The 18959-nt window shown below is 72.0% G+C and carries 21 protein-coding genes; 11 read left to right on the top strand and 10 right to left on the bottom strand.

The genetic code is table 11. The annotated features are described in order from the left end of the window. Positions 1–37 precede the first annotated feature (37 nt). Together ACWDGI_RS17360 and ACWDGI_RS17355 are read left to right on the top strand one after the other, a co-directional pair. Positions 38–1027: a helix-turn-helix transcriptional regulator gene (locus ACWDGI_RS17360; RefSeq protein WP_450759842.1), complete on the top strand. Its 990-nt coding sequence runs from the start codon at positions 38–40 to the stop codon at positions 1025–1027. 56 nt (positions 1028–1083) lie between these two features. Next, positions 1084–1602, top strand: a complete 519-nt coding sequence (locus ACWDGI_RS17355; protein WP_450760071.1) for a DUF4240 domain-containing protein — start codon at positions 1084–1086, stop codon at positions 1600–1602. A 3-nt stretch (positions 1603–1605) separates the two neighbouring features. Here ACWDGI_RS17355 and ACWDGI_RS17350 read toward each other — a convergent pair whose 3' ends face one another. Then, entirely contained in the window at positions 1606–1851 is a 246-nt protein-coding gene (locus ACWDGI_RS17350; protein ID WP_450759840.1) for a hypothetical protein, read from the bottom strand. Between the two features lie 72 nt (positions 1852–1923). Continuing rightward, positions 1924–3027 (bottom strand): peptidoglycan recognition protein family protein, encoded by a 1104-nt coding sequence (locus tag ACWDGI_RS17345; protein WP_450759838.1) that lies wholly within the window; start codon positions 3025–3027, stop codon positions 1924–1926. 190 nt (positions 3028–3217) lie between these two features. On the opposite strand from ACWDGI_RS17345, the gene ACWDGI_RS17340 reads away from it, so the two are divergent. After that, complete coding sequence (locus tag ACWDGI_RS17340; RefSeq protein WP_450759836.1) at positions 3218–4402, top strand: MarP family serine protease; 1185 nt, start codon at positions 3218–3220, stop codon at positions 4400–4402. A gap of 17 nt (positions 4403–4419) precedes the next feature. Here the strand turns inward: ACWDGI_RS17340 and ACWDGI_RS17335 are convergent, their stop codons facing one another. After that, a complete protein-coding gene (locus ACWDGI_RS17335) occupies positions 4420–4908 on the bottom strand; it encodes an N-acetyltransferase family protein (RefSeq protein WP_450759834.1) in 489 nt (162 codons plus the stop codon). A gap of 72 nt (positions 4909–4980) precedes the next feature. On the opposite strand from ACWDGI_RS17335, the gene ACWDGI_RS17330 reads away from it, so the two are divergent. Both ACWDGI_RS17330 and ACWDGI_RS17325 read left to right on the top strand, forming a co-directional pair. Beyond that, positions 4981–5874 carry a TIGR01777 family oxidoreductase gene (locus tag ACWDGI_RS17330; protein WP_450759832.1) on the top strand — a complete coding sequence of 298 codons (894 nt, stop codon included), beginning with the start codon at positions 4981–4983 and terminating at the stop codon, positions 5872–5874. A 160-nt stretch (positions 5875–6034) separates the two neighbouring features. Further along, a complete protein-coding gene (locus tag ACWDGI_RS17325; RefSeq protein ID WP_450759830.1) occupies positions 6035–7393 on the top strand; it encodes an NAD(P)/FAD-dependent oxidoreductase in 1359 nt (452 codons plus the stop codon). Between the two features lie 229 nt (positions 7394–7622). Here ACWDGI_RS17325 and ACWDGI_RS17320 read toward each other — a convergent pair whose 3' ends face one another. After that, positions 7623–9092: a regulator gene (locus tag ACWDGI_RS17320; protein WP_450759828.1), complete on the bottom strand. Its 1470-nt coding sequence runs from the start codon at positions 9090–9092 to the stop codon at positions 7623–7625. 248 nt (positions 9093–9340) lie between these two features. Here ACWDGI_RS17320 and lipB point away from each other — a divergent pair, with 248 nt between their 5' ends. From lipB to ACWDGI_RS17290, 6 genes are all read left to right on the top strand, one after another. Continuing rightward, positions 9341–10138, top strand: coding sequence for a lipoyl(octanoyl) transferase LipB (gene lipB / locus ACWDGI_RS17315; protein WP_450759826.1), 798 nt, complete (start codon positions 9341–9343; stop codon positions 10136–10138). 127 nt (positions 10139–10265) lie between these two features. After that, entirely contained in the window at positions 10266–11231 is a 966-nt protein-coding gene (gene lipA, locus ACWDGI_RS17310; RefSeq protein WP_450759824.1) for a lipoyl synthase, read from the top strand. Between the two features lie 238 nt (positions 11232–11469). Continuing rightward, positions 11470–11667, top strand: coding sequence for an SCO2195 family GlnR-regulated protein (locus tag ACWDGI_RS17305; protein WP_351732150.1), 198 nt, complete (start codon positions 11470–11472; stop codon positions 11665–11667). 69 nt (positions 11668–11736) lie between these two features. Continuing rightward, a complete protein-coding gene (locus ACWDGI_RS17300; protein WP_450759822.1) occupies positions 11737–12438 on the top strand; it encodes a DUF4191 domain-containing protein in 702 nt (233 codons plus the stop codon). 147 nt (positions 12439–12585) lie between these two features. Continuing rightward, the gene (locus ACWDGI_RS17295; protein ID WP_450759820.1) at positions 12586–13689 is read left to right on the top strand and encodes a right-handed parallel beta-helix repeat-containing protein; all 1104 of its coding nucleotides are present in this window, start codon (positions 12586–12588) and stop codon (positions 13687–13689) included. A gap of 43 nt (positions 13690–13732) precedes the next feature. Further along, positions 13733–14797, top strand: a complete 1065-nt coding sequence (locus ACWDGI_RS17290; protein ID WP_450759818.1) for a methyltransferase — start codon at positions 13733–13735, stop codon at positions 14795–14797. A 78-nt stretch (positions 14798–14875) separates the two neighbouring features. Here ACWDGI_RS17290 and ACWDGI_RS17285 read toward each other — a convergent pair whose 3' ends face one another. From ACWDGI_RS17285 to ACWDGI_RS17260, 6 genes are read right to left on the bottom strand one after another with little or no spacing between them, the layout of a single operon-like run. Then, a complete protein-coding gene (locus ACWDGI_RS17285; RefSeq protein WP_450759816.1) occupies positions 14876–15208 on the bottom strand; it encodes a TcmI family type II polyketide cyclase in 333 nt (110 codons plus the stop codon). A 34-nt stretch (positions 15209–15242) separates the two neighbouring features. Next, complete coding sequence (locus ACWDGI_RS17280) at positions 15243–15722, bottom strand: SRPBCC family protein (RefSeq protein ID WP_450759814.1); 480 nt, start codon at positions 15720–15722, stop codon at positions 15243–15245. 1 nt (position 15723) lies between these two features. Then, a complete protein-coding gene (locus tag ACWDGI_RS17275; protein ID WP_360493705.1) occupies positions 15724–15975 on the bottom strand; it encodes an acyl carrier protein in 252 nt (83 codons plus the stop codon). 46 nt (positions 15976–16021) lie between these two features. Further along, positions 16022–17266: a ketosynthase chain-length factor gene (locus ACWDGI_RS17270; RefSeq protein WP_450759812.1), complete on the bottom strand. Its 1245-nt coding sequence runs from the start codon at positions 17264–17266 to the stop codon at positions 16022–16024. Next, positions 17263–18531 (bottom strand): beta-ketoacyl-[acyl-carrier-protein] synthase family protein, encoded by a 1269-nt coding sequence (locus ACWDGI_RS17265; RefSeq protein WP_360493699.1) that lies wholly within the window; start codon positions 18529–18531, stop codon positions 17263–17265. The genes ACWDGI_RS17270 and ACWDGI_RS17265 overlap by 4 nt, the downstream gene beginning before the upstream one ends. Next, the gene (locus ACWDGI_RS17260; RefSeq protein WP_450759810.1) at positions 18528–18944 is read right to left on the bottom strand and encodes a cupin domain-containing protein; all 417 of its coding nucleotides are present in this window, start codon (positions 18942–18944) and stop codon (positions 18528–18530) included. The genes ACWDGI_RS17265 and ACWDGI_RS17260 overlap by 4 nt, the downstream gene beginning before the upstream one ends. Between the last annotated feature and the right edge of the window lie 15 nt (positions 18945–18959).

The following is an 18959-nucleotide window of genomic DNA, read 5'->3' as shown; positions in this document are numbered from 1 at the left end:
GGCGGAGATCCTTTTCCGGCCCGGCATCATGGGACGCATGCGCGCCGCCCGTCTGATCAGAATGGTGCTTCTGCTCCAGTCCCGGTCCGCCATGACCGCCGGTGAACTGGCCGCCGAGCTGGAGGTGTCCGAGCGGACCGTGATGCGGGACGCGCAGGCCCTGTCGGAGGCGGGGGTGCCGGTGTACGCGGACCGGGGCCGGGCGGGCGGGTACCGGCTGGTCGGCGGCTACCGGACGGGGCTGACGGGGCTGGGGCGGAGCGAGGCCGAAGCACTGTTCCTGAGCGGGGTGCCGGGGGCCCTGCGGGAGAGGGGGCTGGCGGACGCCGCCAGTGCCGCCCGGCTGAAGGTGTCCGCCGCGCTGATGCCGTCGCTGCGGGACGCGTCCCGGACCGCGGCCCAGCGGTTCCATCTGGACGCGCCCGGCTGGTTCGCGGAGCCCGGCACGCCCGCACTGCTGCCGGCCGTCGCCGACGCGGTGTGGGACGACCGGCGGGTCGTCGCGCACTACCGGCGCGGGGAGTCGGAGGTACGGCGGGAACTGGAGCCGTACGGGCTCGTGCTGAAGGCCGGTGTCTGGTACCTGTGCGCGCGGGTCATGGAGACCGACTCCTACCGGGTGTACCGGATCGACCGCTTCACCTCGGTCGAGGCCGGCGAGGAGCGGTTCGCGCGGGACGAGGAGTTCGACCTGCCGGGGTTCTGGGACCGGCGGGCGGAGCAGTTCGCACGGTCGATCCTGCATGCCGAGGTGGTGGTGCGGCTGTCGGCGGTCGGCCTGCGCAGACTGCCGTACGCCGTCGATCCGGTGACCGCGCGGCAGGCGCTCGCGGGCGCCGGCGGCCCGGACGCGCGGGGGTGGGTGACGGTGACCCTGCCGGTGGAGAGCGAGGAGGTCGCGCACGGTCAGCTGACCGCGCTCGGCCCGGAGGCGGAGGTGCTCGAGCCGCCGGGACTGAGGGCACGGTTCGCCGCGGACGCACGGCGCCTGGCGCGGCTGTACCCACCGGCGGAGGACTGCGGATAACAATCCGCACCACTCCGCGTGCGCCCCCGGCGCACAGGCACGATGCTGGACCCGTGATGGACGAGACGGAGTTCTGGGAGCTGGTCGACGGCACCCGCGAGGCCGCCGAGGGCGACCCGGAGGACCAGGCGGACCTGCTCGTGGACCGGCTGGTCCAGCTGGATCCGGACATGGTGCTGGACTTCGCCCGTCACTTCGAGGCCCGCTACAACCGCGCGTACCGCTGGGACCTGTGGGGTGCCGCGTGGGTGCTGCTCGACGGGGCCAGCGACGACGCGTTCGACTTCTTCCGGTGCTGGCTGATCGGCCAGGGCCGGGAGGTCTTCGAGGGCGCCCTGCACGACCCGGACGGGCTGGCGGAGTCGCTGGGCGACTTCGACGAGGAGATCGACGGCGACGGCGAGGAGCTCGGGTACGCGGCGGACGAGGCGTACGAGCAGCTCACCGGGACCGTGGCACCGGACCTGGGCATCGCCCCCGCGCCCTCCGAACCGGAGGGCAGCCCGGTCGACTTCGAGAACGAGCGGGCGCTCGCGGAACGGTTCCCCAGACTCTGGGACCGCTTCAAGGAGTGAGTGCTACGCCGTACGCCGGCGGGTCATGTCCGAGGGGATGTACGCCTGGGTCTGCTCGGCCTTGACCGCGTGGTGCATCGGCGCCGCGTTGGCCTGGTCGAGGGCGGACGCGGTGACCGCGGCCGGGCCGAGGACGACCGTCGCGACCGCGCAGACCACGGCCCAGGGGCCGCGCGCGGACCTGACCCAACGGTCCTTCTCCGTGCTGCCCTTGCTGTCCCCGCGGGCTTCGGTACGGCTGCTGTTCATGATCCCCGCCTCCGGTCGGCCTGTGTTGTCCATGACGTTAGGACGCGGGGATCTGAACGGCCTGCGTGCCGCCTATGGCCTTCCTGTGGACGCGTCCACGGGTGCCCCTGTGGACGCGTCCACGGGTGCCTCCACGGGTGTCTTCAGGAACCTGAGGGGTACTTCGAGGGGTGCTTTGAGGGGTGCTTTGAAGGGTGCTGTCAGAGGCGCCTTCAGAGGTGTTCGGGCCGGGGCCGACGCGGGTGCGCCCGGCGGGGTCGCCGCCGGCGCTGCCGGCGGGATCGGCGCAGGTGTGCCCGGCGGGGTCGCGGTGGGCGCGGCCGGCGGAGTCGCCGCGGGCGGTCCCGGCGGGGTCGCCGTGGGCGGGATCGCGGTGGGCGCTGCCGGTGGCACCCTGCCCTGGAGCCGGGCCGCCGCCTCCCTGATCTCGGGGAGGAGGGCGGTGAGGGCGGCGCCGGGGCAGTTGGTCATGTAGCCGTCCTGGTGGCCGGCCACGGCGGGCAGGGCGACCACGGCACCCTCCCGGTAGCGGCTGAGCCCGTTGCTGGAGACCAGGCGGGCCCTGGCGCGCGGGTCGACGTCGGCAAGGCCGAGCTTCCAGGCGGTGAGGGCGGCGATCGAGTCGGTCATGGCGCGCGGCACGGGCACCCCGGCGGTGAAGGTGCCGAGGGCGGCGATACCGGCGGTGCGGTGGTTGAAGCCCTGGGTGTGGGCGCCGACGACGGCCCGCTCGGTGCCGCCCGCGCGGCCCTCGTAGATGGTGCCGCAGCGGTCGACGAGGAAGTTGTAGCCGATGTCGTCCCACGCCCGGTCGCCGGTCTGGCCGGTGTAGAGGCGGCGGATGATCTCGGGCACCTCGGCGCAGGAGTAGCCGTTGGGCGAGTCGGTGTGGTGCACGAAGACGGCGACGACCTTGTCGTCGTAGCGCGGCGGCGGCTGGGTGCGCCGGACGGTGGCGTTCAGCCAGGCCGAGCGCGGCACGATACGCGGCCGGGGCGCCCGGTAGCGGGTGGCGGGGCTGGCGGGCGCGGGCGCGGCGAGGTGGATCGCGACGGGGCGGTCGGTGCCCTGGGCGAACAGCAGCAGCGCGAGGGCGGCGGCGAGGCCGGGCAGACAGCCGAGCAGCGTCAGGACGGTGGTTCTGGTGCGCCGCCCTGCTCTGGGGAAGACACGCATGGCAACCACTCTCGGGTTGATCCACTCCGCCCGCGATGTGTGCTGTGCCACCTGGTGGAACCAACGTCCCGGTCCGAGGCGTTTCAGGGGGTACACGCACGCGTGGCCGGTTCCCGAGGTCCCCGCGCGTGTGGACTGATCACCGGACCTGTCCCGACCGTATTAAGGGCACCGAGAGAAAGGCGGCTCCGTGGACCTGCTCGACCTGGTGCTCGTACTGGTGGTCCTCGTCTACGCGGCGTCCGGTTACCGGCGCGGGCTGGTGGCCGGCTGCGTCTCGCTGGCCGGGTTCGTGGGCGGCGCGGTCATCGGCGTGTGGGTGCTGCCGTGGGTGATGGAACTGGTCACCCGCGGAACCGCGACGGCGACGGTGGTCGCGGTGCTGACGGTGCTGGTGCCGGGGGTGGTCGGGCACGAGCTGGCGGGGCGGCTGGCGCTGCGGCTGCGCCGCGAGCTGGACCAGGGGCCGCTGCGGGTGGCCGACGGGATCGGCGGGGCGGCGGCCAACTCGGTGGCGGTGCTGATCGTGGCCTGGGTGGCGGCGAGCGTGCTGGGCGCGTCCTCGTCGGCGGCGGTGACGACGGCGATACAGGACTCGAAGCTGCTGGGCGCGGTGCAGAACACCATGCCGGACACCACGCCGGCCTGGTTCTCGCGGGCCACCTCGGCGCTCACGGAGGCGGGGTTCCCGCAGGTCTTCAACCCGTTCGAGAACGAGTCGACGGCACGGGTCGCCAAGCCGACGGGCGACAGCGTCACGGCGGCCGCCACCGGCGCGGCCAAGCGCAGCACGGTCAAGATCGAGGGCGTGTCGGGCACCCAGGGCCGGGAGGGCAGCGGGTTCGTGTACGCGCCGGAGCATGTGATGACCAACGCGCACGTGGTGGCCGGCATCACCGACCCGAGCGTGCGGATCGGCGGGGTCGGGGCGTCGTACGAGGCGCAGGTGGTGCTCTTCGACCCGGACCGGGACGTGGCGGTGCTGTACGTGCCGCGGCTGCGCGCGCCGGTGCTGCGGTTCGACACCGGTGCGGCGCGCGGCGACTCGGCCGTGGTGGCCGGCTATCCGCAGGACGGCGACCTGAACCTGCAGGCGGCCACGGTGGCCGCCAAGGTGCCGGCCACCGGCCGGAACATCTACAACGACGCCACCGTGACCCGTGACATCTACTCGATCCGTTCCACGGTCCGCCCCGGCAACTCCGGCGGTCCGCTGCTGACCACCGGCGGCAGGGTGTACGGCGTGGTGTTCGCCCGCTCCACGTCGGACGACGAGACGGGGTACGTCCTGACGGCCGGCGAGGTGGCCTCGGACGCCACCCGCGGGGCGAACGCCACGGCGCCGGTGGACACCGGCGAGCTGATCACGTCCTGACCGTCACGTCCTGACCGTCACAGCGCCCGGCCCATGATCACGTCGTCGACGTACTCGCCGCCCAGCAGGAACTCCCCCGGCAGCACGCCCTCGACGGCGAAGCCCTCCGACTCGTAGAGCCTGCGCGCCGGACCGTTGTGCCCGAGGACACCCAGCCGGATCCGGCGGGCGCCGCGGCGGCGGGCCTCCTCCATCACCGCCCGCAGCAGCGCCCGGGCGACCCCGTGCCCGCGGGCCTCCTCGGCGACCGCGAGGCCCTGGATCTGCCGGACGTGCGCGTTGGAGGCGATGTTGTAGGCGAACCCGAGGCGGATGTAGCCGACGATGCGCCGGTCGAGCTCGGCGACCAGGGTGTCCTCGGGGGCGTGGCGCTCGTCGAAGAAGGGGTCGTACGGCGGCTGCGGCTCGGGGAGCACGGCGTGCAGGTACGACCAGGTCGCCCGGTCCAGGGCGCGGAGTTCCTGGTCGTCGTCGGGCAGAGCGGTGCGTATGTACGGTTCGGGCATGTGGTCACCCTAAGTCCGGCGGCACCCGGGTCCCACGCGTTTTCCGGCGCCGCTCCCGGCATGCTGGGAAGCATGGAACGCTCTCGTATCGCGGTGGCCGGCGCGTCCGGTCTGATCGGCAACGCCCTGGTGCGGTCCCTGCGGGCGGACGGGCACGAGGTGGTGCGCCTGGTGCGGCGCGGGGCCCACGGCTCCGGTGAGGTCTGCTGGGACCCCGAGGGGCAGTACGTGGACGCGGCCGGCCTGGCCGGCTGCGACGCGGTGGTGAACCTCGCCGGGGCCGGGATCGGCGACCGGCGCTGGACGGCCGCCTACAAGCGGCGGATCCGGGACAGCCGGGTCCTCGGCACGGCCGCGCTCGCGGAGGCGGTGGCCGCCCTGGAGGAGCCGCCGCGGGTGTTCGTGAGCGGCAGCGCGATGGGCTTCTACGGCGAGACGGGCGACCGGGTCGTCGACGAGGACGCGCCACCCGGGGACGGCTTCCTGCCGTCGCTGTGCGTGGAGTGGGAGGAGGCGGCGGCCCCGGCTCGGGAGGCGGGCATCCGGACGGTGTTCATCCGCACGGGTCTGGTGGTGGCCCGCGGCGGCGGGGCCTGGGGCCGGCTGTTCCCGCTGTTCAATGCGGGGCTCGGCGGTCGGCTGGGCGACGGCCGGCAGTACTGGTCGTTCATCGCGCTGCGCGACGAGGTGGCCGCGATCAGGTTCCTGATGGAGACCGAGGGTCTTGAGGGCCCTTTCAACCTCACCGCGCCGCACCCCCTGACGAACCGTGAGATCACCGAGGCGATGGCCCGGGTGCTGCGCCGCCCGGCCCTCTTCCCGGTCCCCTCGCAGGCGCTGCGGCTGGCGCTCGGCGAGATGGCCGGGGACGTGCTCGGCAGCCAACGGGTGGTGCCGAAGCGGCTGCTGGAGTCGGGGTTCACCTTCGCGTTCCCGGGCATCGAGGACGCGATCCGCGCGGCCTGACCACCGACGTGAGCGTATGCGACCGGTGTGCGACCGTGCCCTGTTCATGCGCGACTGTCCTTGACCGGTCACCGTCCTAACCTCGACCCGAACTCGGGTATCCCCAGAGCCGGTTGGGGGCATCACGTCTCCACCGGACGCGCAATCGAGGAGGGGCCTCGTGCATGAGCCCGCGTACCAGGCGGACGTCGTCATCGTGGGAGCCGGTGTCGCCGGTCTCTCCGCGGCTCATCGGCTGAACAGCGCAGGAGTAACGACCGCGGTCCTGGAGGCCGCCCCTTACGCCGGCGGACGTATGTCGACCGAGAAGGTCGACGGCTTCCGGCTCGACCGGATAGGGCAGCTCCTGTCCACGTCCTACCCGGAGCTGAAGCTGGCACCGGGACTGGACGCCCTGGTTCTGCGCCGGTTCGCGCCCGGCGTACTGCTGCATCGCGACGGGCGCAGGCACCGGGCCGGCGCTCCGGCGGGCGGCGGGAGCGCGAGGGGCGCACTGTATGCGGTGCGCGCCCTGGCAAGCGCCCCCAGGGGCGGCTCGGCCGTGTCGCCGGCGCGGGTGACGGCGCCGATGGGCGGCGCGGTCGACCAGGCGCGGCTCGGTGCGGCGCTGGGCCGGATCGCCACGACCCCGGTGGAACGCATCCTCGCCCGCCCCGAGCTCCCCGCGGCGCACGCCCTCGCGGAGCGGGGGGTGCCCGCCCGTACGATCGACGGCTTTCTGCGCCCGCTGCTCGCGGCCCTGCTCTGCGACCCGGAGCTGACGACGTCCAGCCGGTGCGCGGACCTCGCCCTGCGGTCCTTCGCGAGCGGGCGGCTGTGCGTGCCGGAGGGAGGCGCCGAGGTCCTCCCGGAGCTCCTCGCCCGCGCCCTCCCGCCCGGCACGGTGCACACGGGCGTACGGGTCACCGCGGTCTCGACGACGTCCGTGACGACGGCCGAGCACGGCGTGATCCGCTGCCGGGCGGTGCTGCTGGCGACGGACGCGCGGGCCGCGGCCGGGTTGCTGCCCGGTCTGCGGGTGCCGGACTTCCACCAGGTGACGGTGGTCCACCACACCACGGACGAGCCGGCGGCGCTCACGACGGGGGCGTCGCTCCTCCTCGACGCGGACCGGGGCGGGCCCGTCTCCCACACCTCGGTGGTCAGCAACATCGACCCGAGCCGGGCGCCGCAGGGCCGCGCGCTGATCTCCTCGACGGTCCTCGGGCCGCCGCCCTCCGACGTCGACACGGAGGTCCGGATGCACCTGGCCCGGCTCTACGGCACGTCGACGCACCGCTGGGAGACCCTGGCCGTCCACCACACGCCGGAGGCGATCCCGGCGATGCGCCCGCCGCACGACCTCCGCCGCCCGGTCCGCCTCCTGGCCGGCCTCTACGTCTGCGGCGACCACCGCGACACCAGCACGGTCCAGGGCGCCCTCCACTCGGCCCACCGGGCAACGGCGGCGATCCTGACGGACCTGGGTGTATCCGGCTCGATGCACACGGCGGAGCCGATGCAACGCCGGGCGGCGTAGACGCGCCTTCAGGGGCGCGGGGCCGTATTCGACATGTGGCTCCGCCGCGCCGGCGCGGCGGAGCCGCGACGGCGCGGCACCCGGCGACCAACCGGAACCGGCAACGGCGAGTGGCACCGGCCGGCCCGGCACCGCCGGACCACACCGTCGTGGCCGATCACCGCCTCGGCGGAAAGAAGCTTCAGCCGAGGCGGGAAAGAGAGCGGCCCGGCAGCCAGTCGCGCGGCGGTCAGTTCAGTGCGGCGACCTTGTCCCGGTAGCCCTTCACCGGTGCCGCGTCCTTGTACGGCTCCAGTCGGCGTTCGAAGTCCTTGACGTACTCGATCGCGCGCACCGAGCGCATCTCCGCCGCGGCGCCGGCCGCCTCCGCGCCGAGCGTGCACGCCTGGTCGAGTTCGCCGAGGCCCAGGCGGGCCGTGGCGAGGACGACCCGGCAGAAGAGGCGGCTGCGCGCATAGGAGGGCGCACGGAGTTGCAGCGAGCGCTCCGCGTGCTGCGCCGCCGCCCGGAACTGCTGGAGATCCCGGTGGCAGTGACCGAACTCGTCGGCGAGCTGCGCCTCGTCGAAGAAGCGGGCCCAGTAGGGGACTTCGTCGCCTGGCCGGGCCGCCTCCAGGGCGCGTTCGGCCCGGACCAGCGCGCCCGTGCACGCCCGTACCTCGCCGAGGACCCCGTGGGCCCGGGCCTCGGCCGCGTGCAGGAGCGCCTGCACGATCGGCGGGGCGTTGGTGCCCACGCCCTGCTGGGCCACCCGCGCCAGCTGCACCGCCTCCCGGCCGTGGCCGAGGTAGACGGCCTGGCGGCTCATCGTGACGAGGACGTAGGAGCCGTAGGAGCGGTCCCCGGCCGCCTGGGCGAGGCGCAGGGACTGGACGAAGTAGCGCTGGGCGAGCCCGTGCGCGGCGATGTCGTACGACGTCCAGCCCGCGAGCCGGGTCAGGTCGGCGGCCGCGCCGAACAGCTTGCGGCCGGTCTGCTCGCCGTACGTGCCACGCAGCATCGGCTCGCACTCGTGCTCCAGATAGCGCACCAGTGCCTGCCGGGCGTGCCCGCCGCCGTACGCGTCGTCGAGCGTGCGGAACAGTTCGCCGACCGAGCGCAGCGCGGCGATGTCCCCGCCGGTGACCCGCTGGCCGGGCCCGCGTTCGGCCTGACCGCGCGGGCGTCCCGGCGCGAGCGTCGGCTTGGGCACGGCGGGGCGGGTCTGCGCCGGGACCCGGGCCACCGCCGCCGGTGCCGGTTCACCGCGGGCCACCCGGTCGTCGGCGCGGCCGATCAGCCAGTCCCGGCTGGGCACCACGAGCCCGGCCGGGGTGAAAGCGATCTTGCGGAGTTCGGCGTGGCTGCCGGAGTCCTTGCGCCACAGCCCGCCGACGATGTCGACGGCCTCCTCGGGGGTGGCCGCGAACTCCAGCCCGGCGTACACCGGGGCGCAGGCGTCCAGGCCCAGGTCCTGGGCGGTGAGCCGGCGGCCGAGGCGCCGGGTGAAGACCTCGGCGATCAGGGCGGGGGTGGTGCCCCGGGGCTGCTGGCCACGTAGCCATCGGGTGACCGACGTCTTGTCGTATCTGAGATCCAGCCCGTGTTCGAGACCGAGCTGGTCGACCCGACGGGCCAGACCCGCGTTGGAGAACCCTGCTTCTGCGATAAGCGCGGCGAGCTGGCGGTTGGGGGTGCGCTGCGCGGGTCGGTCCGTCATCTGCGGTGCGGTCTCCTGCCTTCTGGCTCAGCTCGGTAGCTTGTGCCCGGATTGCCGGTGAGCAGCCCTTTTGGTGCTCGTGGACGGCGCGAATGTAGCGGAGAGTGAGCAGCCGATCGCACATTTCGACGTTCATTCATCCGATCGTGTGAGGATTGACCCCAGGGCTGACGCGCGACGGGCGGACGTACAGTGGCTTGGGCGCGTTATGTGCCTGACACACCCATCGCCCGAGGGAGGCGCTTGCCGTGAGTGAGTTGCGGTTCGTCCGCATGGGGTTCGGCGCGGACGCCGTCGAGTACCAGGAGGCGTGGGACGAGCAGCGCCGGGTGCACGCGGCGCGGTTCGCCGACGAGGCGCCCGACACGGTCCTGCTGCTCGAACACCCCCCGGTGTACACGGCGGGCCGGCGCACCGCGGACAACGAGCGGCCGCTGGACGGCACCCCGGTCATCGACGTGGACCGCGGCGGCAAGATCACCTGGCACGGCCCGGGCCAGCTGGTGGGCTACCCGATCCAGAAGCTCCCGCGCCCGGTGGACGTGGTCGCGCACGTACGGCGCCTGGAGGAGGCGCTGATCCGCGTCTGCGCCGAGTTCGGCCTGGAGACCACCCGGGTCGAGGGGCGCAGCGGGGTGTGGGTGCTCGGCGACCCGGTCGAGCAGCGGCCGGCGCTGGGCGGGCTGTCCCTGGACTTCGATCCCCGGCTGCACGACGAGGAGTTCGACCCCCGACTCAACGGCCCGGAGTACGCGCCCTCCAACGCCGGGCAGCGCCGCGAGGACCGGAAGATCGCCGCGATCGGCATCCGGGTGGCCAAGGGCGTCACGATGCACGGCTTCGCACTCAACGTGAACCCGGACAACAAGTGGTTCGACCGGATCATCCCGTGCGGCATCCGGGACGCCGGGGTGGCCTCCCTGGCGGGCGAGCTGGGCCGGGACGTGACGATCGAGGAGGTGCTGCCGGTGGTGGAACGGCACCTGAAGGACGTCCTGGAGAACGCGGAGCTCAAGCCGCGCGAGATCGAGAAGACCCCGGCCTGACGGAGAAGACCCCGTCCCGGCCCAGGGAATGCGCCCTGCGGCCGAGGGGTTGGCCTCCACGGAAGGGCCCAGCAATCACGGGCGTACCCTGGTGTACGCCGAGGAATCGAAGTTACAGGGAGCCGACGTGTCCGCAGTCTCACCCGACGGACGCAAGATGCTGCGCCTGGAGGTCAGGAACGCCCAGACCCCCATCGAGCGCAAGCCCGAGTGGATCAAGACCCGGGCGAAAATGGGCCCCGAGTACACGAAGATGCAGAGTCTCGTGAAGAGCGAGGGTCTGCACACGGTCTGCCAGGAAGCCGGCTGCCCGAACATCTACGAGTGCTGGGAGGACCGCGAGGCGACCTTCCTCATCGGCGGTGACCAGTGCACCCGGCGCTGCGACTTCTGCCAGATCGACACCGGCAAGCCCGAGGCGCTGGACCGTGACGAGCCGCGCCGCGTGGGCGAGTCCGTGGTCACCATGGACCTGAACTACGCCACCATCACCGGCGTCGCCCGCGACGACCTGGAGGACGGCGGCGCCTGGCTGTACGCCGAGACCGTGCGCCAGATCCACGCGCAGACGGCGGAGCGCGAGGCCGGCCGCACCAAGGTCGAGCTGCTCGCCCCGGACTTCAACGCCGTCCCGGAGCTGCTGCGCGAGGTCTTCGAGTCCCGCCCCGAGGTGTTCGCGCACAACGTCGAGACGGTGCCGCGGATCTTCAAGCGGATCCGCCCCGGCTTCCGCTACGAGCGCTCCCTGAAGGTCATCACCGAGGCCCGTGACTTCGGCCTGGTCACCAAGTCGAACCTCATCCTCGGCATGGGCGAGACCCGCGAGGAGGTCTCCGAGGCGCTGCGGCAGCTGCACGAGGCCGGCTGCGAGCTGATCACCATCACGCAGTACCTGCGCCCGAGCGTGCGGCACCACCCCGTGGAGCGCTGGGTCAAGCCGCAGGAGTTCGTGGAGCTGAAGGAGGAGGCCGAGCAGATCGGCTTCTCCGGTGTGATGTCCGGGCCGCTGGTCCGCTCCTCCTACCGCGCCGGGCGGCTTTACCAGATGGCCGTCGAGAAGCGGGGCGCGTTCGTCGCCGTGCAGGCGGTCTGACTCCGGCACCCGCCGAGCGTGTGAATTCGCGCACAAGTAACTACCGGCCAGTAATGTCCGAATGACCGCGGTCCTGACCGTCCTCGCTGATGAGGACGCCCGTCAGGACCGCGTCGGCGTGCGGGGCCCGCGTATCAAGGTTTCATTGGTGTTTGACCGGTCGGTCACGCCCTGGTAACACCAATCAGTGACCCTGGTATCACAGCACGTACACCCACTCCGAGGGGGGACCTTCACCATGCAGGCCGCGCCCGTTCGCGCCACCGCCATCCCGTCCTTCACCGACGCGCTGCGCGCCGTCGAGTCCCTCCTGATGAGCGGCGGCCAGCGCACCGCCCGCCAGAACGCCTGGACCTCCGTGCTGGAGGACCGCCGTCGCGCCAAGGACCGGGTCGAGGCGCAGCTCTTCCTGGAGCAGGCAGCCGGCCGCTCCTGACGGCCTTCTCCGGCCCTTCTCCGGGCACTGCCGTCGAAGGCACTCCCGGGGCCACGTAGACTTCGGGGCATGGCGAGGAAGGAACCCGCAGCGGACGCTGCGAATGCCGGGCGACTGAAGCAGATCGTCCTGACGTACAAGATGACCCGCAAGGCCGATAAGACGATCGGTCTTGTGCTCGCGGGTGTCGGTCTCGGCATCCTTGCCGTCTTCCTCGTGATCGGGTTCCTGATCGGCCACCCGGTCTATCTGGGCATCCTGGGCCTGCTGCTCGCCTTCCTCGGGACGGCGATCGTGTTCGGCCGCCGGGCCGAGCGGGCGGCCTTCGGCCAGATGGAGGGCCAGCCGGGCGCCGCGGCCGCCGTCCTGGACAACATCGGGCGGGGCTGGACGACGACACCGGCGGTGGCGATGAACCGCAGCCAGGACGTGGTGCACCGGGCCGTCGGCAAGGCCGGCATCGTCCTGGTCGCCGAGGGCAACCCGAACCGGGTGAAGACCCTGCTGGCCGCCGAGAAGAAGAAGATGGCCCGGATCGTGGCCGACGTGCCGGTGCACGACGTGATCGTGGGCATGGGCGAGGGCCAGGTCGAGCTGAAGAAGCTGCGGACCACGATGCTCAAGTTCCCGCGGGTGCTGACCGGCCCCCAGGTGACGTCGACCAACGACCGGCTGCGGGCGATGGGCGACCTGATGTCCAACATGCCGTTGCCGAAGGGGCCGATGCCGAAGGGCATGCGCATGCCCAAGGGCGGTCCCCGGGGGCGGTAGGCGTTCAAGAACACGAAGGCGGGGCGGTCGCGATGCGACCGCCCCGCCTTCGTGTTTCTCCGGTCCGGCCCGCCGCGGCCCGGATGACACGCCGCCGAACGGCCTATCCAGCGGGTAATCGGGTCATCGGCTCCTAACCTGCCAAATGTGACAAAACGCCATATCACATACCTCGCCTGTGCCGCCGCCCTGTGCGGCTCCCTGCTCGGCGCCGCCCCGGCGACCGCTGCCCACCGCATCCTCGAGGTGCATCCGGGTGAGTCGATCCAGAAGGCCGTGGACGCGGCCGAGCCCGGCGACACCGTCCTCGTGCTGGCCGGCACGTACCGCGAGAGCGTCAAGGTGACCACGCCCAGCCTCACGCTGCGCGGTGTGGGCCCGGAGACCGTGCTCCAGCCGGCCAAGAAGTCCAAGAAGGCCATGACCAAGAAGGCCATGACCAAGAAGGCCGCCGCCGAGAAGTCCTGCGCGGAGATGGGCAACGGCATCTGCGTGGTCGGCACCAAGAGCAAGCCCGTCGAGGACGTCACCATCGCCCACATGACCGTGACCGGGTTCTCCCGGACCGGCGTCATGGCGGTCGGCACGGCCAACCTGAACGTGCACGGCGTGGCCGCCGTGAAGAACGGGCAGTGGGGCATCGCCGAAGAGCGCTCCGTGCACAGCACCTACCGGTACAACGTGGCCAGGAGCAACGGCGACGCGGGCCTCTTCCTCGCCAACACGATCACCGCGGAGAAGGGCGCCACCGACACCGACGGCACGGTGGTCGACCACAACCTGCTGGAGAAGAACCGGATCGGCGTCACCGTGCGCCGGCTGCGCAACCTGACCGTCTCGGACAACTCGGTCACCGGCAACTGCGCGGGCGTGTTCGTCGTCGGCGACGAGAACAAGCCGAAGGCCGGTCACATCACCGTCGCCGACAACCAGGTCGTGAAGAACAACAAGTACTGCAAGAAGACCGCCCGGCTGTCCTTCCTGCAGGGCTCCGGCATCGTCCTGACCGGCGCCGAGGACACCCTGGTCACCGGGAACACGGTCACCGGGAACTCGGGCAAGTCCCCGATGTCCGGCGGTGTCGTGATCGTCAAGAGCTTCGTGGGCGCCACCAGCGACAAGAACCAGATCACCCGCAACAAGCTGTCGGGCAACGCCCCCGCCGACCTGATCAACCAGGAAGCCACCAAGCACGGCAACAGCTTCAAGACCAACACCTGCAAGAAGTCCAAGCCCGCCGGTCTGTGCTGACCTGACGGCCGTACGACACCCCCACAAGGAAGGAAGGCGGCACATGACCGCACCAGCACGCGACCTCTCGGCGCCGAAGGACACGGCGCGGGACGACGCACCGCCGCCGTCGATGCGGCTGCGCGAGCTCGTGTTCGGGGCGGCCTGTGCCGCCGCCGTCCGCGCGGCCGCCCGGCTGCGCGTCGCCGACGCGCTCGGGGACGCCCCGATGACCGTGGAGAGCCTGGCGTCCGCGGTGAAGACCGACCCCAGGCCGCTGCGCCGGCTGCTGCGCGCCCTGTCCTGCTACGGCGTCTTCGCCGAGCGCCCGGACGGGACGTTCGCCCACACCGAGACCTCCCGGCTGCTGCGCGAGGACGACCCGCACAGCCTGCGGTACATCGCCCTGTGGTGCACCGAGCCGTGGACCTGGGACGCCTGGCCGAAGCTCGACGAGGCCGTGCGCAGCGGCCGTAACGTCATCGAGGACCTCTACGGCAAGGAGTTCTTCGTCTACCTGAACGAGGACGCCCCGGAGTCTGCGGACGTCTTCAACCGGGCGATGACCACCTCGAGCGAGCAGTCGGCCCGTGAGGTCGCGGCCCTGCTCGACCTGTCCGGCAGCCGGTCGGTCGCGGACCTCGGCGGCGGCCAGGGGCACGTGGTGGCCTGTCTGCTGGACAAGTACCCGGCGATGAAGGGCTATCTGCTGGATCTGCCGAAGGTGGTGGAGAAGGCCCTGCCGCGGCTGCGCGCGGGCGGTGACCTGGAGGACCGGGCGCGCATCGTGCCCGGTGACATCCGGGAGGCCGTACCGGTCGACGCGGACGCCTACATCATCAAGAACATCCTGGAGTGGGACGACGAGTCCACCGCGCAGCTGCTGGCCAACGTGGTCGCGGCGGGCGGTCCCGGGGCCCGGGTCGTGGTGATCGAGAACCTGGTCGACGACACCCCGTCGATGCGGTTCAGCACCGCGATGGACCTGCTGCTGCTCCTGAACGTCGGCGGCGCCAAGCACACCACGGACAGCATGGTGCGCCGGCTGACCGACGCGGGTCTGAGCGTCAACGACATCCGCCCGGTCAACCCGTATCTGCACGCCTTCGACTGCACGGTGCCCGCCTGAGGCAGGTCCCGGACATGCCGGTGCCGGGCCCGCGTTCTGCGCGGGTCCGGCACCGTTGGCGTACGGCGGTACGACGGTTCACGCGCCGCCGTCGCGCTCCCAGAGGTAGAAGCGCTGGGCCATCGCGTCCTTCGGGGAACGCCAGGTCTCCGGGTCGTACGCGCTGACGTACGCCGTGAGACGCTCGCTGATGCCCCTGAACTCGGGGTGTGAGGTGACCTTCGCGATGGCGGGGCCCGGCTCGCGCTCGGACTCGACGAGGTGCATGTACACATCACCGAACTGGAAAAGGCTGCGCCGGACCACTCCGACGAGGTGCGGCAGCTCTCCCCGGTCGGACTCCGCGAACACCTTCGCGATGTCGGGGGCGGAGCCCGGTGCCATTCGGGCGACGATCAGGGCCTGATGCACGTGTCTCTCCGTTCCTGTCTTTCCGGCGGCCGGCTCAGTCGGCCAGGGCCGGGTCGGGGCGCCGGCCGGTGGCCGCCTTCTCGATCTTGTCCCGGATCAGGGCCATCTGGACCTTGGAGTTCCTGTTGATGTTGTCGGTCATCCACTCGTCGTCGACGGGGGCTTCCGGCTTCATCGCGAAGTCCTGGGTCCAGACCATCCGGGTGCCGGCGGGGACCTCCTCGTACTCCCAGAGGATGTCCATGTGCGCGAACGGGCCCGTCTCGACCCGGCGGGCCTTGACACGGAGGTGGGCGCGGTCCGCCTCGCGCTCGGAGACCCAGCTCCACACCTTGCCGTTCTCGTCGGGGTGCATGGTCAGCCGGAAGGTGACCTTGTTCCCCTCCTCCTCGAGGATGTCGGCGCTGGCGTACTCACTGAACAGCTGGGGCCAGTTGGCCACGTCGTTGGTCATGTCCCAGACCAGGTCGACGGGCGCGGCGATGGTGATCTCGTTCTGGGTGTGTCCGGTCATGTCAGGCTCCCGCGGGCATGGCGCTGTTGACGAGGTCGAGGAACTGGCGGGGGGTCTTGCACCGCTCGGCGTCCACCGGCATGGGCACGCCGTGCCGGTTCTCCAGTTCGCCGACGATGCCGAGCAGGCCGAGCGAGTCGACGCCGAGGGCGTCGAAGCCGCTGTCGGCCCGGTCCTGGAGGTCGGTCGGGGCGACGGTGACGCCGGCGGCCTTCTTCATGAGTTCGGACAGTTCGTCCACGGTGATGCTCATTGGGACTCCTTCTTCTTCGCTGCTGGGCAGCTGTTTCTTCGCCGGATCACCCGGCCGCGCCGTGGCGCAGCACGAGTGCCGAGTTCGACCCCATGAGTCCCCGGCTGAGGACCAGCGCCGTGCGTGGTGCGGCGGCGCGGGCGCTGCCCGTCACGAGGTCGAGGTCGTGGCAGATGTCGTGGACACCCGGGGTCGGCGGGATCAGGCCGTGTTCCATGGCGAGCACCGCCGCGGCGGTGTCCAGGACGGGGGCCGCGCAGTACCCCCGGCCGATCCCGGTCTTGGGCGCGGTGACGGGCACCCGCCTGCCGTGCGCGCCGAGGGCGTCGGTGATGGCCAGCGCCTCCGCCCGGTCGGCCGCCGGGACGCCGAGGGCGTCGGCGAAGACCACGTCGATCTCCTCCGGGGCACAGCCGGCCTCGGCGAGGGCGCCACGGATCGCCTGGGCGAGCCCGGCCCTCGACTCGGCCCAGCGGGAGGCCCCGGTGAAGGTCGACGCGTGTCCGTCGAGGGTGGCCCGTACCGGCAGCCCGCGTCTTTGGGCCGAGCCGATGTCCTCCACGACGAGCATGGCGCCGCCCTCGGCCGGCACGAACCCGCAGGCCTGCTCGGTGAACGGGCGGTAGGCGCGGGCCGGGTCGGTCTCCCGGCTGAGCTCCTCGTAGCCGAGCTGGCAGACCATCGAGTACGGAGCTATGGGCGCCTCGGTGGAGCCGGCCACGATGACGTCGGTGCCGCGTCGCACCGCGCGGGCGGCGTGCGCCAGGGCGTCCAGGCCGCCGGCCTCGTCGGCGGCGACCACCGAGCAGGGTCCCTTGAAGCCGCGCCGGATGGAGATCTGGCCGGTGCTGGCCGCGTAGAACCAGGCGATGGACTGGTAGGGGCCGACGAACCGGCTGCCCTTGCCCCAGAGTTGCTGGAGCTCGCGCTGGCCGAACTCGCCGCCGCCGGAGCCGGCCGCGGTGACCACGCCGACGTCGAACGGCGAGCCGTCGGTGTCGGCGCGGCCGAGGCGGGCGTCCTCGAGTGCCAGGTCGGCCGCGGCCATCGCGAAGTGCGTGAAGCGGTCGGTCTGGACGATGAGGCGTTCCTCGACGGCGGCCGTCGGGTCGAAGTCGCGGACCTCTCCGGCCACCTTCATGGGCAGGTGGTCGCAGCCGTCGCGGGTCACCTTGTCGAGGACGTTGCGTCCCTCCTGGACGGATTTCCAGAAGGTCTCGGTGCTGGTTCCGTTGGGCGCGACGACACCGATGCCGGTGACGGCGGCCCGTCGAGACCGGGGTTCGCTCATCGTGTCCGTCCTCTCTGCCGGGTCAGGATCACCGCGGACTGGAAGCCGCCGAACCCGCTGCCCACGGACAGGACGCCGCCGAGGCGCCGTTCGCGGGCGACGCGCGGCACGTAGTCGAGGTCGCACTCGGGGTCGGGGGTCTCGTAGTTCGCGGTGGGCGGGACGACCTGGTGGGCCAGGGCGAGCACACAGGCGACGACCTCGATCGCGCCGATGGCGCCGAGCGAGTGGCCCACCATGGACTTGATGGAGCTCATGGGCGTGCTGTACGCGTGCTGCCCGAGCGCCTTCTTGACGGCCGCGGTCTCGTGGCGGTCGTTCTGCCGGGTGCCGGAGCCGTGGGCGTTGACGTAGTCGATGGCGGTGGGGTCGAGGCGGGCGTGGTCGAGGGCGGTCTCGATGGCGCGGGCCATCTCCAGGCCCTCGCTGGTGAGACCGGTCATGTGGTAGGCGTTGCCGAAGGTGGCGTAGCCGTCGAGCTGGCAGTAGATGTGCGCGCCGCGGGCCTTGGCGTGCTCCAGCTCCTCCAGGACGAGCACCGCGCCGCCCTCGCCCATGACGAATCCGTCACGGCGGTTGTCGAAGGGGCGCGAGGCGTGCTCGGGGTCGTCGTTGTTCGGGGAGGTGGCCTTGATCGCGTCGAAGCAGGCCATGGTGATCGGGGAGATCGGGGAGTCCGAGGCACCGGCGATGCAGATGTCGGCGCGGCCCTCCTGCACGGTGTGGAAGGCGTAGCCGACGGCGTCCAGGCCCGAGGTGCAGCCGGTGGAGACGGTCTGCACCGGACCCTGGGCGCCGAAACGTTCCGCCACCGCGGAGGCGAGCGTGCTCGGCGAGAACGCCCGGTGCAGCTGGGGCCCCGCCTGCCGGTGGTCCACGTCCCAGTGCTGGCCGCCGGCGCTCACCAGGACGTAGTCGTGCTCCAGGCGGGTGGTGCCACCGACCGCCGTCCCCAGGGACACCCCGACCCGCCAGGGGTTCTCCCGGCCCAGGTCGAGACCGGAGTCCCGGACCGCCTCGTCACCGGCGACCAGGGCGAACTGTATGTAACGGTCCGCCCGTTCGATCTCCTCGGCGTCCAGGCCGTGCGCCGCCGGGTCGAAGTCGCACTCGGCGGCGATCCGCGACCTGAGGCCGGAGGGGTCGAAGAAGGTGATGCCGCGCGTCGCGGTCCGGCCGGAGGCGAGCAAGTCCCAGAACGCCGGTACGCCCACACCCCCCGGAGCCACGATGCCTATGCCCGTAACCGCCACGCGCCGGGTCACGACCGGACCTGCCCCACGGCGACGGCGGCTTCCGTCTCCTCCGTGTCGACATGACCCTGGCTCGGGCGCGGGGCCAGCGGACCGAGGTGGAAGACGATCCGGGCCTCGGCATTGCCCACGTTGCGGAAACGGTGGCGCATGTTGATGGGGATCATCAGACCCTGCTCGGGCCGCAGCGGGTGCGGCTCGCCGTCCAGGTCGACCTCCATCTCACCGCAGACCACGTACACGAACTCCTCGGAGAACGGGTGGTAGTGCTCGGCGATGCGGTCGCCCGGCTGCACGATGGCCACACCCATGAAACCGCTGGTGGAACCCACCGTGGCGGGGGTGAGCATGGCGCGCAGGTCGCCGCCGCGCCGCGTGTTGGGCTCGATCTCGCTGAGGTCCACGATCTTCGGAATGGGCTTCATCTCTACGTTCCTCCG

The sequence above is a fragment of the Streptomyces sp. NPDC001220 genome (assembly GCF_053597895.1).
This window is presented reverse-complemented; position numbering and strand designations above follow the sequence as displayed.